General features: G+C 61.2%; 12 protein-coding genes. 7 read left to right on the top strand and 5 right to left on the bottom strand.

The annotated features are described in order from the left end of the window. Positions 1 to 2: 2 nt before the first annotated feature. Positions 3 to 1,535, bottom strand: a complete 1,533-nt coding sequence (locus tag ACO07C_RS05095) for an acyl-CoA carboxylase subunit beta (protein WP_421913141.1) — start codon at positions 1,533 to 1,535, stop codon at positions 3 to 5. 410 nt (positions 1,536 to 1,945) lie between these two features. On the opposite strand from ACO07C_RS05095, the gene ACO07C_RS05090 reads away from it, so the two are divergent. Beyond that, positions 1,946 to 3,349: a DEAD/DEAH box helicase gene (locus ACO07C_RS05090; protein ID WP_354458965.1), complete on the top strand. Its 1,404-nt coding sequence runs from the start codon at positions 1,946 to 1,948 to the stop codon at positions 3,347 to 3,349. Between the two features lie 122 nt (positions 3,350 to 3,471). Here the strand turns inward: ACO07C_RS05090 and ACO07C_RS05085 are convergent, their stop codons facing one another. Together ACO07C_RS05085 and ACO07C_RS05080 are read right to left on the bottom strand one after the other, a co-directional pair. Continuing rightward, positions 3,472 to 4,446: an alpha/beta hydrolase gene (locus ACO07C_RS05085; RefSeq protein ID WP_421913140.1), complete on the bottom strand. Its 975-nt coding sequence runs from the start codon at positions 4,444 to 4,446 to the stop codon at positions 3,472 to 3,474. A 101-nt stretch (positions 4,447 to 4,547) separates the two neighbouring features. Beyond that, positions 4,548 to 5,369 (bottom strand): SDR family oxidoreductase, encoded by an 822-nt coding sequence (locus tag ACO07C_RS05080; RefSeq protein ID WP_421913139.1) that lies wholly within the window; start codon positions 5,367 to 5,369, stop codon positions 4,548 to 4,550. A gap of 235 nt (positions 5,370 to 5,604) precedes the next feature. On the opposite strand from ACO07C_RS05080, the gene ACO07C_RS05075 reads away from it, so the two are divergent. The 6 genes from ACO07C_RS05075 to ACO07C_RS05050 all read left to right on the top strand — a co-directional run bounded on the left by ACO07C_RS05075 (position 5,605) and on the right by ACO07C_RS05050 (position 10,365). Further along, positions 5,605 to 6,639 (top strand): cysteine synthase A, encoded by a 1,035-nt coding sequence (locus tag ACO07C_RS05075; protein ID WP_421913138.1) that lies wholly within the window; start codon positions 5,605 to 5,607, stop codon positions 6,637 to 6,639. Then, positions 6,639 to 7,382: an alanyl-tRNA editing protein gene (locus ACO07C_RS05070; RefSeq protein WP_421913137.1), complete on the top strand. Its 744-nt coding sequence runs from the start codon at positions 6,639 to 6,641 to the stop codon at positions 7,380 to 7,382. Before ACO07C_RS05075 ends, ACO07C_RS05070 begins: the two co-directional genes overlap by 1 nt. A gap of 95 nt (positions 7,383 to 7,477) precedes the next feature. Continuing rightward, on the top strand, positions 7,478 to 8,329 hold the full coding sequence (gene sseA, locus ACO07C_RS05065; RefSeq protein WP_421913136.1) for a 3-mercaptopyruvate sulfurtransferase: 852 nt from the start codon (positions 7,478 to 7,480) through the stop codon (positions 8,327 to 8,329). 5 nt (positions 8,330 to 8,334) lie between these two features. Then, positions 8,335 to 8,898, top strand: coding sequence for a GNAT family N-acetyltransferase (locus ACO07C_RS05060; RefSeq protein WP_421913135.1), 564 nt, complete (start codon positions 8,335 to 8,337; stop codon positions 8,896 to 8,898). Between the two features lie 98 nt (positions 8,899 to 8,996). Then, a complete protein-coding gene (locus ACO07C_RS05055) occupies positions 8,997 to 9,554 on the top strand; it encodes an OmpA family protein (protein ID WP_421913134.1) in 558 nt (185 codons plus the stop codon). A 388-nt stretch (positions 9,555 to 9,942) separates the two neighbouring features. Further along, on the top strand, positions 9,943 to 10,365 hold the full coding sequence (locus ACO07C_RS05050; protein WP_421913133.1) for a DUF1203 domain-containing protein: 423 nt from the start codon (positions 9,943 to 9,945) through the stop codon (positions 10,363 to 10,365). 222 nt (positions 10,366 to 10,587) lie between these two features. On the opposite strand, the gene ACO07C_RS05045 is transcribed toward ACO07C_RS05050, so the two are convergent. Together ACO07C_RS05045 and ald are read right to left on the bottom strand one after the other, a co-directional pair. After that, positions 10,588 to 11,889, bottom strand: coding sequence for an outer membrane protein (locus ACO07C_RS05045; protein ID WP_421913132.1), 1,302 nt, complete (start codon positions 11,887 to 11,889; stop codon positions 10,588 to 10,590). Between the two features lie 202 nt (positions 11,890 to 12,091). Beyond that, a complete protein-coding gene (ald, locus tag ACO07C_RS05040; RefSeq protein WP_421913131.1) occupies positions 12,092 to 13,207 on the bottom strand; it encodes an alanine dehydrogenase in 1,116 nt (371 codons plus the stop codon). Positions 13,208 to 13,294 lie beyond the last annotated feature (87 nt).

The raw sequence follows: 13,294 nt of genomic DNA, 5'->3' as shown, positions 1-13,294 counted from the left end.
TTCTAGAGCGGGATGTTGTCGTGCTTTTTCCAGGGGTTCTGCATGTCCTTGTTGCGCAGCATTCTAAGCGCACGGGCAACGCGGCGTCGGGTTGAGTGCGGCATGATCACCTCGTCGATATAGCCGCGCTCCGCGGCGACGAAAGGCGACAGGAAACGGTCCTCGTAAGTCTTTGTATGCGCGGCGATCTTCTCCGCGTCGCCGATATCCTTGCGATAGATGATTTCGACCGCGCCCCTGGCACCCATCACCGCGATCTGCGCCGTCGGCCAGGCGTAGTTCATGTCGCCGCGCAGATGCTTTGACGCCATCACGTCGTAGGCGCCGCCATAGGCCTTGCGCGTGATGACCGTGATCTTAGGCACCGTCGCTTCGGCATAGGCGAACAACAGTTTCGCGCCATGCTTGATCAGGCCGCCATATTCCTGCGCCGTGCCGGGCAGGAAGCCGGGAACATCGACGAAGGTCACGATTGGGATCGAGAAACAATCGCAGAAGCGAACGAAGCGCGCCGCCTTGCGGCTGGCATCCGAATCGAGAACTCCGGCCAGCACCATCGGCTGGTTGGCGACGAAGCCGACGGTTCGGCCTTCGACGCGGCCGAACCCGGTGACGATGTTCTTGGCAAAACTCTGCTGGATCTCGAAGAAGTCGCCCTCATCGGCGGTTTTCAGGATCAGTTCCTTGATGTCATAGGGCTTGTTGGCATTGTCGGGGATCAGACGGTCGAGCGACAGGTCGTGATCGGTGACCGACTGGTAGCATTCGATCTCGGGAATCTCCGACGTGTTGGAAGCCGGAAGTAGGTCGATCAGCCGGCGCATCTGCAGCAGCGCCTCGACATCATTGTCGTAGGCCCCATCGGCGATCGACGACTTCGTCGTGTGAACCGAGGCGCCGCCAAGGCTTTCCGCGGTAACGGTTTCGTTGGTGACGGTCTTCACCACGTCAGGCCCGGTGACGAACATGTAGGAGGTGTCGCGCACCATGAAGATGAAGTCGGTCATCGCCGGCGAATAAACGTCACCGCCCGCGCAGGGGCCCATGATGACGGAAATCTGCGGAATGACGCCGGAGGCGAGAACGTTTCGTTGGAAAATCTCGGCATAGCCACCCAGCGCCGCCACGCCTTCCTGGATGCGTGCGCCGCCGGCATCGTAGAGACCGATGATCGGCGCGCGGTTGCGCAGTGCCATCTCCTGCACCTTGATCACCTTCTCCGCGTGGGCCTCCGACAAGGAGCCGCCGAACACGGTAAAATCCTTGGCGAAGACGTAGACGGGGCGGCCATTGATCGTGCCCCAGCCGGTGACGACGCCGTCGCCCGCGATCTTCGTCTTCTCCATGCCGAAATCCGTCGAACGGTGCTCGACATACATGTCGAATTCCTCGAACGATCCTTCGTCGAGAAAGATGTCGATGCGCTCGCGGGCCGTAAGCTTGCCTTTCTTGTGCTGGGCGTCGATTCGGGCCTGGCCGCCCCCGGCGCGGGCCATGTCACGGCGGCGCTCGAGTTCCTTCAGCACGTCCTTCATTGATTGGTCCCCAGGTGGAAAGCTGCATTTCGTGGTAATGATGCCCGCGGGGGAGCGCAAGCGTCGCTTTCACTCCACTTTTGTTGCGCTGCAGCATGGCGCCCCTTGCATTTGGCGGCGAACTGGGCCATATGCGGCGTCATAGGCGCTTGGGCCGGGACTATCCGGCCTTCTCGAAGAATGAGACTGGTTGCGTCTGTTTTCCCTCTTTCCGGTATATCGGCGCCTCTTTCCGATACATCACAAAGTGGCGAAAAAGCCCCGTGGCATGATGCCTGCGGGCACGACAGCGCAGCCGCGCGGACAACACGTCCGCCGCCTTGTCGTTCCATGATAATATGTTCGACGGCAGGTTGCGCCCTGCCGCCATTGATGTTTGCGGCCATGAGCCGCGTGAAAGAAGAAGAATTTTGACCAACGAAAACACAGCGGAACTGAACGGTTTCGCCGCACTTGGAATTACGGGCGCGCTGCTCAAGGCCACCCATGCCGCCGGCTTCAGCGAGCCGAAGCCGATTCAGACGCAGGCTATCCCGCCGCAGCTGGAAGGCCGTGACATTTTCGGTATCGCCCAGACTGGCTCCGGCAAGACCGCGGCGTTCGCGCTGCCGATCCTGTCGAAGATCATCGCGCTTGGCACCAAGCGCCGGCCGAAGACCGCCCGTGCGTTGATCCTGGCGCCGACTCGCGAACTGGCCGTGCAGATCGAAGACACCATCAAGATCCTCGCCAAGGGCCAGCATGTGTCGACCGCGCTTGTGCTGGGCGGTGTCTCGCGCTTCAGCCAGGTCAAGAAGGTTGCTCCCGGCGTTGACATCCTCATCGCCACGCCCGGCCGGTTGACCGATCTGGTACGCGAGGGCGACCTCGTGCTCGCAGACACCAAATGGCTGGTGCTGGACGAAGGCGACCGCATGCTCGACATGGGGTTCATCAACGACGTCAAGCGCATCGCCAAGGCGACCGCGCCTGATCGCCAGACGGCGCTGTTCTCGGCCACCATGCCGGACGAGATCGCGGAACTGGCCAAGGGCCTGCTGAAGAATCCGGTTCGTATCGAGGTGTCGCCGCAAAGCACCGCGGCCGTCGAGATCGTGCAGGGCGTTGTCTTCGCCCGCACCAAGCAGAAGCGTCAGGTGTTGTCGACGATGCTCGCCGACGAGGCCATGAAGTCCGTCATCATCTTTTCGCGCACCAAGCACGGTGCCGACAGGGTGACCAAGGACCTCGAGCGCGACGGCTTCAAGGCTGCCGTCATCCACGGCAACAAGTCGCAGAATGCCCGTCAGAAGGCGCTCAATGATTTCCGTGAAGGCTCGGTGCGCATTCTGGTTGCAACAGACATCGCGGCACGCGGCATCGACGTGCCCGGCATCAGCCATGTCGTGAATTTCGACCTGCCGGATGAAGCGGAAAGCTATGTCCACCGCATCGGCCGTACCGGCCGTAACGGCATGGACGGCATTGCGATCACGCTTTGCGATCCTTCGGAAAACAGCAAGCTTCGCCAGGTCGAGCGCATCATCCGCACCAAGCTGCCGATCGTTGCCGACCATCTCGGCAGCCCCGATCCGCAGCGCAATCCGGCCGAGAAGAACGAGCGCTTCGAGCCCGCCAATGATCGCAACGGCAATGGCCGTCGCGATGGCAGGCGGCCGGGCGGCGAAAACAAGGGCAATGGCTTCGGCAAGAAGCGCTTTGGCGACAAGCCGGCTTTCGCAGGCGAACGCAAGCCGGAAGGCGCCAAGCCGCCCTTCAAGGGCAACAACAAGCGCCGCTTCGGCGGCAAGCGGCCCGCCGCGCGGGCTGCTTGATCAAGCAGCCAAGGTGGGGCCAGCCGATCTGGCCTGACCGCGGGTGACTGAAAAGCAAGGGCGGCTGGAGCGATGCTTCAGCCGCCCTTTGCATGTCCTGGAAGCGTATCCGCAGCGCGGACCTACCTGGCGACAGCCTCGATCCAGACGGCGATCCGTTGCGCCAGGAAAGCGGTGGTGGACGGCGACAGCGCGTCGCCGGCCAGGACGTGGTTGTCGGGATCGCCAGTGCTTTCGATGGGCACCAGCTCATGCGGTCCGCCCCAGCGCCCGGCGATCTCGCGGGTGCGGTCGGGTCGCACCACCTTGTCCAGATCCGAGAAAATGAACAAAGCCGGGATGGTTGCCTTCTCGACCGGCGCGCCATAAGCGAGTTCGGTCAATGCGGCCATCGGCAGCGTGGCAGTGATCGGATATCTGGTGGTCCAGAATTTTTCGTGCAGCGCATTGCGCGGCACGAAACTACGCTCCTTGCCCGCGACGAGTTCGGCGATCTGCTTGCCCCACGGCATGGTCAGGATCTCCGCGCCGGAAGCCTGGACGCCGAAGTTCGGCGAAATGAACGCGATAGCCGCCACACCGTCAGAAGCGCCCGGCTGGGTGGCTGCCCATGCCGCCAGCGAGCCGCCGGTCGAAGTGCTGATGACGATCACCTTGTCGCCGATCGCCCGGCCGATGGCGAGCGCTTCCTCATAATCATTGATCCAGGCGTTGACGCTGCCCTGAGCCATCGCGTCGCCGTCCTCGCCATGGCCGGTGAGGCGGGTATAGAAAAGATTGGCGTCGAGCTGTTCGGCCACCTCGTCCGGCAGTGGGCGGATCTCGCCTTTCGATGCCGAAAACCCGTGGATATAGACGATCGACAGCGGCGTCTTGGCGTGGACCATAGGATCCGCCCAGACGATCTCTTTCTCCAGACCGTCGCGAATGCCAGGCACCGTGGCTTCTTTCCTTGCGATGTAGGCCTGAGGGTCTTCACCGATCGATGATGGATCGAAACGAAGCGTCGTATCGACGGCAACGCGCGGCCCAAGCACGAAGGCCAGTGCAAGGACGGCGGCAAGGCCCAGCACAGCAAGCACGATCCGTCGCCCCATCAGAGACTCCACACAACAACCTCAAACCTATGGCCGCCTTTGCAAACAGGCAACGGGCAGCTTGCCGGCTAAACGGATCGCCATTTCCTTGGTGACGAGGCCTATTGGCTCGGCGGCTTGCGATCGAAATTCAGCGGCCGCGCGTGCCAGTGCGTCGTCGCGTTGATGAACCAACGGCAGAACGGCCGTGGCAGCAGCCCGAGGAATTTCAGCCCCCAGCTCAAGCGACGCGGGAAGGTGACCTCGAAGCCGCCGGACTTGATGCCGCGGGCCATGCGGCGCGAGGCGCGGTTGACCGGCATAAGACCGGGCATCGGCAGCAGGTTCTTTTCGGTGAGCGGCGTGTCGACAAATCCCGGGTTCATCACCTGGATGCGGATGTTCATCTTGTCGAAATCGTATTTCAGCGACTCGGCAAGGATGTTGATCGCGGCCTTTGTCCCGCCGTAGGCGGCCGTGGTTGGCCAGCCGAAATAGGCCGTGACCGAACCGACGAGGACGATGTGGCCGCGTGCGCGCACACGCATATGCTCGATGAGCGGCACCAGGCCATTGATGATACCAAAATAATTGACCTCGAAGGATTTGCGAAAATTGCGGACCGTCAGGTTCTCACCCGGCGTCGCGAGGTAGTTTCCGGCATTGAAGATGGCCAACACGATTGGCCCGAGTTCCCTTTCGATCGCGGCGACGGTTCTCGCCATCCGTGGCTCGTCGGTCACGTCACAGGGATAGGCAACGACGCGACCAGGCATCTGTGCCGTCTCGACTATGAGCGTATCGATGGGGTCCTCGTCGAGCGCGGTCACAGCCACCACGTAACCCTGTGCGGCAAGGTCCTTGGCCAGTGAACGGCCTATCCCGCTGCTGCCGCCGGTGATCCAGGCAACGCCGTCCTTGGGATTGGCCCTATAGAGTGTCATGCTACGCCCTGCAAAACTGATCCGTAGTGCTCTAGCGCATCGTCCCGGAAATCGGAATCGATTTTCCGACAGCTCCATGAATGGCAGCGGTCTGGCGTATTTGGTGCGCTCACGCGGGCGCGCGGCGGCCCAACGGCGGAGAAGCCTCCGAAATGCGAGTGTGCCAGGCAAAATCTTGCCTTGAAACCAAAGCCTCGGGTTTCTAGGGTTTCGCCGCACGCATAAAGGAATCCAAATGCCTCGTTCTGTGATTGACGCGATCGGCAACACGCCTCTCATCCGCCTCAACAAAGCCTCGGAAGAAACCGGCTGCGAAATCCTCGGCAAGGCTGAATTCATGAATCCCGGACAATCGGTCAAGGACCGTGCCGGCCTTTTCATCATCCGTGACGCCGAACAGCGTGGTGTGCTCAAGCCCGGCGGGGTTATCGTCGAGGGCACGGCGGGCAACACCGGCATTGGGCTTACACTCGTTGCCAAGGCGCTTGGCTACCGCACGGTGATCGTCATCCCCGACACCCAGAGCCAGGAGAAGAAGGACACGATCAAGCTGCTCGGCGCCGAACTGATCGAGGTGCCCGCCGTGCCCTACAAGAACCCCAACAACTACGTGAAGCTGTCGGGCCGGCTGGCCGAGCAACTGGCGAAGTCGGAGCCGAATGGGGCCATCTGGGCCAATCAGTTCGACAATGTCGCCAATCGCAATGGCCATATCCGCACAACGGCGGAAGAGATCTGGAACCAGACCGGCGGCAAGGTCGACGGTTTCGTGTCGGCGGTCGGCTCCGGCGGCACGCTGGCCGGAGTTGCCCTCGGGCTCAAAGCCAAAAGCAAGAATGTGAAGATCGCGCTGGCCGATCCGTTGGGTGCCTCGCTCTACAGTTTCTACACCAGCGGCGAATTGAAGTCCGAGGGCAGTTCGATCACGGAAGGCATAGGGCAGGGGCGCATCACCGCAAACCTTGAAGGGTTCACGCCGGACTTCTCGTTCCAGATCCCGGACGAAGACGCTCTGCCGATCGTCTTCGACCTGATCCAGGAGGAAGGCCTCTGTGTCGGCGGGTCGACCGGCATCAACATCGCCGGTGCGATCCGGTTGGCCAAGGAGTTAGGCCCGGGCCATACCATCGTGACCATCCTGTGCGACTACGGCACGCGCTACCAGTCGAAGCTGTTCAACCCGGAGTTCCTGCGTGAAAAGCACCTGCCGGTGCCAGGCTGGATGGAACAGCGTAGCACCATATCGGTGCCGTTCGAGAAGGTCGCGTGATGGCGTACAGGACGGAAGCGCTGTTTCGCGACGACGCCTATCTGCGGACGGCTGAGGCGAAAGTCGTCGCCATCAATGAGCGCGGCGGCATCATCCTCGACCGGACAATCTTCTACGCAACGTCAGGCGGCCAGCCGGGCGACACTGGTTACCTCGAGCGCTCCGATGGCAGCCGTATCGCAATTGCCGCGACCATCACCGGCGAAACCAAGGAAGAGATCATCCATCTGCCGGCACCGGAACAGGCCGTGCCTGATATCGGTGAGCAGGTGAAGCTTGCCATCGACTGGGAGCGCCGGCATCTTCTCATGCGCATGCACGCGGCCTGCCATCTGCTCACCGTCGTCTGTCCGTTTCCGATTACTGGCGCCTCCGTCGCCGAGGACGATAGCCGGGTCGACTTCGACATCCCGGATGTGAGCTACACCAAGGAAGACGTAACGGCCGGGTTGATGGAACTCGTGCGCGCCGACCATCCGATCTTCACCCGGCTGATCAGCGACGAGGAACTGGCCGCCAATCCGGGCCTGGTCAAATCCAAGAATGTCCGGCCGCCGGTTGGCACGGGCAAGATCCGCCTCGTCTGCATTGGCGACAACGCCTCGGTCGACAGCCAGCCTTGCGGCGGCACCCATGTGAAGAGCACCGGCGAAGTCGGCGAGATTCATATCGGCAAGATCGAGAAGAAGGGCCGTGAAAACCGGCGCTTCCGCATCCGCTTTGGTCCGATGCCTGCTGCCTAGACCATGGTCCCGAAACATGGAAACCGGTTTCGGTAAAAGATCATGGTCAAACGGTAAGATAGGCAAGCATCGTCCAGCCTGGCAGGAGACATACAATGGCCGAAGACAGTCCTTTCACAGTCGACGCCGACTGGTTGCAGCAGCGGCTTGGTGAACCTGGTGTGGTGATCGTCGATGCATCCTGGTACCTGCCGGCGCAAAAGCGCGATGCACGGGCCGAATATGACGCAGCGCATATACCCGGCGCGCGCTTCCTCGATCAGGACGCGGTGTCTGAGCCCGATTCTAGCTTGCCACACACGCTGCCGTCGCCAAGGCATTTCGCGCGGTATGTTGGATCGATGGGCGTGTCGGCGGACGATACCATCATTGTCTATGACGGTCCGGGCTTCTTCTCGGCGCCAAGGGCGTGGTGGATGTTCCGGACGATGGGCGTTGTCCAGACGTACATTCTGGACGGCGGCCTTGATGGCTGGCAAGCCGCCGGCCGGCCGGTCACGGCCGAAGTGACCAAGATCGCACCGAGCGTATTCCATGCCGATTTCGACGCCAGTCGCGTCGCCACGCTCGCCGACATGCGCCGGATCGTCGATAGCGGCGAAAGTCAGATCGCCGATGCTCGTGGACCGGGCCGCTTTTCCGGCTCGGAGCCCGAGCCGCGCGCCGGCGTTCGTTCAGGCCATATGCCGGGCGCCCGCAATCTGCCCTATTCGGCGCTTTCGGAAAATGGCAAGCTGCTGCCCGGGGACCGGCTACGCAAGGCGATCGAGGACGCCGGCATCGATCTGTCGAAGCCCGTTGTCACCTCTTGCGGATCGGGCATCACGGCTGCGGTGATCACGCTCGCCCTGGAGTCGCTTGGCCATACGCGGAACAGGCTTTATGACGGCTCATGGACGGAATGGGGCGGGCTCTCCGACACACCCGTGGTCACGGGCAAGGAATGACGGCGATGGAAAACGGAACGCTGGATGATATCGATGTCACGGTGACGTTTCTAGAAATGCACGTGCCTCCGGCCTATTCTCCGCCGGTCCCTTACAATCGCCAGATCGCCCTGCTGAGGACCAAGGACATTCCGCTGCATTTCTATCGCTATCTGATGGATCGCGTGGGCCGGAAATGGCACTGGGTCAACGTGCTCAGGCTGAGCGACGATGAGCTTTCAGCCGGCATCCATCGCGAGGACCGCGACATAAGGGTGCTTTATCTGGATGGCGCGCCGGCTGGCTTCTTCGATCTCAAGCCACATCTACCGGAAGAGGTGGAACTCGCTTATTTCGGCATGATGGAGCATGCGACCGGGCAGGGGATCGGCCGTTGGTTTCTGGGGGCGGCGATCGCCGCCGCTTGGTCATACGGGCCAAAGCGTGTGACGGTCCAGACCTGTACGCTCGATCACCCGGCGGCTCTCCCGCTCTATCAGAAGCTCGGTTTTGCCCCGGTGGCGCAAAAGAAGGAGGTGGTGCACCCACTGCCTTTCCTCGAGCGCTCGGCCAGCGTCATGCGGCCGTGATATTCGGACAAACCTGAACCACCCGTTCATCGGCGCTTCAGGCTGCCTTTGGCATGTTGCCGGCATCAACGATTGGCGATGCCGAAGGAGATAAAGACATGCTGACACGCCGTACACTTGCCGCCGCGCTGATCGCGGCGATTGCCATGCCGAGCCTTGCCGCCGCCCAGGCCACCACGCCTTCGGCCGCGACAATTGAGCGTAAGCTTGAGGCTGCGCCGCGCGTAAAACTGCGGCCGGACGAACGCGTCACCATCCGCGAATTCAAGCGGCGGCCCGACCTGCGGCGCATGGCCCGCTCGATCGACATCCAGTCGATCAATTTCGCCTTCGGCTCGGCAGCCATTTCGCCGTCGCAATACGGCAAGATCGAGAACATAGCCGACGCGCTTCAACGCATCCTGCGCCGCGATCCCGGTGCCCGCGTGCTGATCGAAGGGCATACCGATGCAGTCGGCTCGTTCCAGTCCAACCAGATCCTGTCGGAACAGCGCGCGGCCTCGCTGAAGCGCACGCTGGTGCGTGAGTTCGGCGTGCCTGGCTATGCGCTTGAGACAGTCGGCTATGGCGAAGAATTCCTGCTCGTGCAGACCCAGAACGAGAACTGGCAAAATCGCCGGGTAACGTTGCGCCGGTTCGATGATTTCATCCGATAGCTCGGCACCCTGACGGGGCTTTTCCCGGAACCGCATCGAAGGAGCCCTGCTTGAATGAGCCGGGCTCTTTTCACATCGCTGGCCATTCGAGCTAATGGCCGGAGGGACTGGCGATACGGTCAGAATGGAAGGCGCGGCCCACTGGGTCGGCACGGTGCTGATTCCGGCGATCGCGGCACAGTTTGACATGTGCGGGAGGTCACCGGCTGGTGCGCGGCGCCGACGCGTTGATGGATTGGAAATCGGCTGACGCCCAAAAGCCCTGACGTGCTTGGCGGGAATCGGGTGGGAAGCGTCGTTGGGTGCGCATAATTTCCCGTTCAACGACACCGGAGATTCCAGCATGCCCATCCAGTTCAAAGCCTTGCCGACCTAAGATGTCAGAGCCTTGCAGCACGGCGCACCCGATGCTTACGGCCGTATCCCTGAACGCAATATTTCCGACGGCGACGGCGTGCCCTGCCGCCATTGCCTCAAAAACGTGGAAGCGGGCGAGCCGTATCTCGTCGTGGCCTATCGCCCATTCCCGGACCTCCAGCCCTATGCTGAAACCGGTCCGATCTTCCTGCATGCGCGAGAGTGCGAGCGGGCGGTTGAAGTCGAGTCATTGCCGGAAATCCTCGCAAGCAGCGACTATATCGTGCGCGGTTATGGCAGCAATGACCGCATCGTCTATGGTAGTGGCGGCGTGATCGCGACAGATGCCATCGCGGCCCGGGCTGAGATACTGTTCGAGCGCGATGACATCGCCTACGTCCACGTCCGCTCGGCGCGCAACAATTGCTATCAATGCAGGATCGAGCGCGGTTGAACGAACCAACAGCACCGCCAGCCCACCTTGTCGTATTGCTGTAACACTGAAGCGCTAGATGTTGCGTGTCGATAAGATTTGCCGACCGCGGATGGACCGGCGGTAAGTCTCGACAATCGAGGAAGCGGGGCTTTGGCTCCGCTTTTTTGTTGCTTGCTTCATCCGCACAAAGAAAAAGCCCGTCGGATTGACCGACGGGCTGAGACTGGTTGCCTGGAGGGCTTAGTTGAATTTGTATTTCGCGCCAATCCGGACCGTGTGAAAGGATGGCGTGGATGTGAGAAAATCGTCAGGCGCACCGATTTCTGAAGAAAAATCCTTCTTGGCGAACTGCGAATAGCGGTACTCGAGACCGACCGTCACGTTGTTGGACAAGGCCGTTTCCAGACCGCCGCCAACCGAGAAGCCGCTCGAACCCCATTTGAGGAGGTCGCCAACCGGCGCTGAGGCGTTCAAGTCGAAATGCTGCCAGCTGTAGCCGCCGAGCACATACGCCAAAGTCGATTCGCTGACCTTCTTGCCGACGCGACCCAGCACATCGAAACCGTAATCGGTATCGAGATTTATCGATCCGCCGCCGAGATCCAGCTTCGACGTCATGCCGGAGTAGCGGGCATCGACCATGACGCCTGCAACCCAGCTGCCAAAGTCATGATCGTAGCCGACATTCAATTCGCCGAACACGCCTTCGCCGCCTAGTCCGTTGGCTTTCAGATCGCCGAACGGCGGAACATCGATCTGATGAACGGACGCGCCAGCGCCACCCGAGCCACCGATGTAGAAGCCGGTCCAGTTGTAAGTAGGCGCTTCAAAAGCAGCAGCACCGCCATTCTGGGCGCCAAAACGATAGGCGGCCGCAACCTGGAAAGTATGCCTCGACGTGTCGAGATTGAGGGCGCCGTCCGGCACGTTCAAACCAGCTTCGGACAGCAGATCGTCCTTGGTGCCGAAGCGCGTATAGCGATACTCGGTTTTGATCGTCCAGTTGCTGCTGACAGCTGTTTCCAAGCCGGCACCGAGGAAATAGCCGCTCTGGCTCCAATCGAAGCCAAAACCAGCATTCGTGTCGAGCTTGTACTTCTGCCACGAGTAACCGCCGAGCACATAGCCCAGCGTGTTCGGCGTGAGGAGATAGCCGGCTCGCAGGCCAGCATCGAAGCCGTAAGTCTCTTGGATGGAAGCGTTGAACCCGCCAGCGTCCAGCGTTGTTTCGATGTTGCCGACATGGGCGTCCAGCAGTCCGCCAAGCAGGAAGCGCGGAGAAACCATATAATCGTAGCCAACGGTTGCTTCACCGTAGACACCTTCGCCACCAATTCCGTTCAACGATATTGGTGCAAAATCACTGCCAAGTTCGTGAACATTAGCTCCGGCACCAAGGCCAAAGCCTACATAGACACCGCTCCAATTAAAGCCAGCCGATTCAACAGGTTTAATAATGTCGGCCGCTTGAGCACCAGACACAAGTGCGGCAACCGAGACAGCGCAAAGCAGGATAGATTTCGCAGATGTGCGAAATAGCATAGTCAAACCCCCAATTAACAACCCAGGCGTGTCCTATCGGGAGGTGTATTATTTAGCTATGATAAAATTGCCACAGTTATAGGCAAAGTGCCAATCGATCAGGCTTGTGCACGGAAAAGCAGGCCCCGCCATTCGCCGGCTAAGAAAAAACCCGCCGGAGTGCCCGGCGGGTTTGACAGGAGGAGGCTCGTTCTATCTGGAATCAGGCAGCCAGAACGGCCTTCGGCTCGACCAGTTCATAGCCGAGAGCTTCTGCCACGGCGCGATTCGTGATCTTGCCCTTGTGGACATTGAGCCCATTGCGCAGGTGATGGTCGTCGACCAGTGCCTTCAGGCCCTTGTCGGCCAGTTGCAAACCGTAGTGCAGCGTCGCGTTGTTGAGCGCATGCGCCGAGGTGACGGGTACGGCGCCAGGCATGTTGGCAACGCAGTAATGGATGACGCCATCGACCTCGTAGGTCGGGTCGGCATGGGTGGTCGCGTGCGAGGTTTCGAAGCAGCCGCCCTGGTCGATGGCGACGTCAACGAGTACCGAGCCCTTCTTCATGCCCGAGAGCATTTCGCGTGTGACGAGTTTGGGTGCCGCAGCGCCAGGGATCAGCACGGCACCAACGACGATGTCGGCCGAGAAGCACTCTTCCTCGAGCGCCTCGACGGTCGAGTAGCGGGTGTGCACTCGGCCCGCAAAGAGGTCGTCGAGTTGACGCAGGCGCGGGATCGAGCGGTCGATGATGGTGACGTCGGCGCCAAGACCGGCCGCCATCCTTGCGGCATGCAGGCCGACAACGCCGCCGCCAAGCACGGTGACCTTGCCTGGCAACACGCCGGGCACGCCGCCGAGCAGCACGCCGCGGCCGCCATTGGCCTTCTGCAGTGCCGTTGCGCCGGCCTGAATCGACAGGCGACCGGCGACTTCCGACATCGGCGCGAGCAGCGGCAGGCCGCCGCGATCATCGGTCACCGTTTCGTAGGCGATCGCCGTGACGCCGGAAGCCAGCAAGCCCTTGGTCTGCTCCGGATCCGGAGCCAGGTGAAGATAGGTGTAGAGGATCTGGCCATCGCGGAGCTGAACCCATTCGTTGGGCTGCGGCTCCTTGACCTTGACGATCATGTCCGACTTGGCAAACACGTCGGAGGCAGTCTTGGCGATGGTGGCGCCCGCGGCGCGATAGGCGTTGTCGTCGGCGCCAATGCCGGCGCCAGCGCCGGTCTCGACCAGAACTTCATGGCCGTGGGCGACATATTCCCGAACCGAGCCCGGCGTCAGGCCGACGCGGTATTCGTGGTTCTTGATTTCCCGAGGACAACCGACACGCATTTTCTTCTCCTGATCAGACCCGTTCCGGGCTCGCTCCCTGAATTGGCTGAGTGAACCATGAATCGTAGTGCAAGTGTTTGCGAATGC

The organism is Mesorhizobium sp., from assembly GCF_965229135.1.
Taxonomy (GTDB): domain Bacteria; phylum Pseudomonadota; class Alphaproteobacteria; order Rhizobiales; family Rhizobiaceae; genus Mesorhizobium.
Note: the sequence above shows the minus strand (reverse complement) of the source record. Positions and strands in the feature narration are given on the sequence as shown.

Coding starts and splice junctions, on each gene's coding strand:
- ACO07C_RS05085 (WP_421913140.1), bottom strand. CDS start 4,446: ATGGGGCGACGGATCGTGCTTGCTGTGCTGGGCCTTGCCGCCGTCCTT.
- ACO07C_RS05070 (WP_421913137.1), top strand. CDS start 6,639: ATGGCGTACAGGACGGAAGCGCTGTTTCGCGACGACGCCTATCTGCGG.
- ACO07C_RS05055 (WP_421913134.1), top strand. CDS start 8,997: ATGCTGACACGCCGTACACTTGCCGCCGCGCTGATCGCGGCGATTGCC.
- ACO07C_RS05075 (WP_421913138.1), top strand. CDS start 5,605: ATGCCTCGTTCTGTGATTGACGCGATCGGCAACACGCCTCTCATCCGC.
- sseA (WP_421913136.1), top strand. CDS start 7,478: ATGGCCGAAGACAGTCCTTTCACAGTCGACGCCGACTGGTTGCAGCAG.
- ACO07C_RS05060 (WP_421913135.1), top strand. CDS start 8,335: ATGGAAAACGGAACGCTGGATGATATCGATGTCACGGTGACGTTTCTA.
- ACO07C_RS05095 (WP_421913141.1), bottom strand. CDS start 1,535: ATGAAGGACGTGCTGAAGGAACTCGAGCGCCGCCGTGACATGGCCCGC.
- ald (WP_421913131.1), bottom strand. CDS start 13,207: ATGCGTGTCGGTTGTCCTCGGGAAATCAAGAACCACGAATACCGCGTC.
- ACO07C_RS05045 (WP_421913132.1), bottom strand. CDS start 11,889: ATGCTATTTCGCACATCTGCGAAATCTATCCTGCTTTGCGCTGTCTCG.
- ACO07C_RS05080 (WP_421913139.1), bottom strand. CDS start 5,369: ATGACACTCTATAGGGCCAATCCCAAGGACGGCGTTGCCTGGATCACC.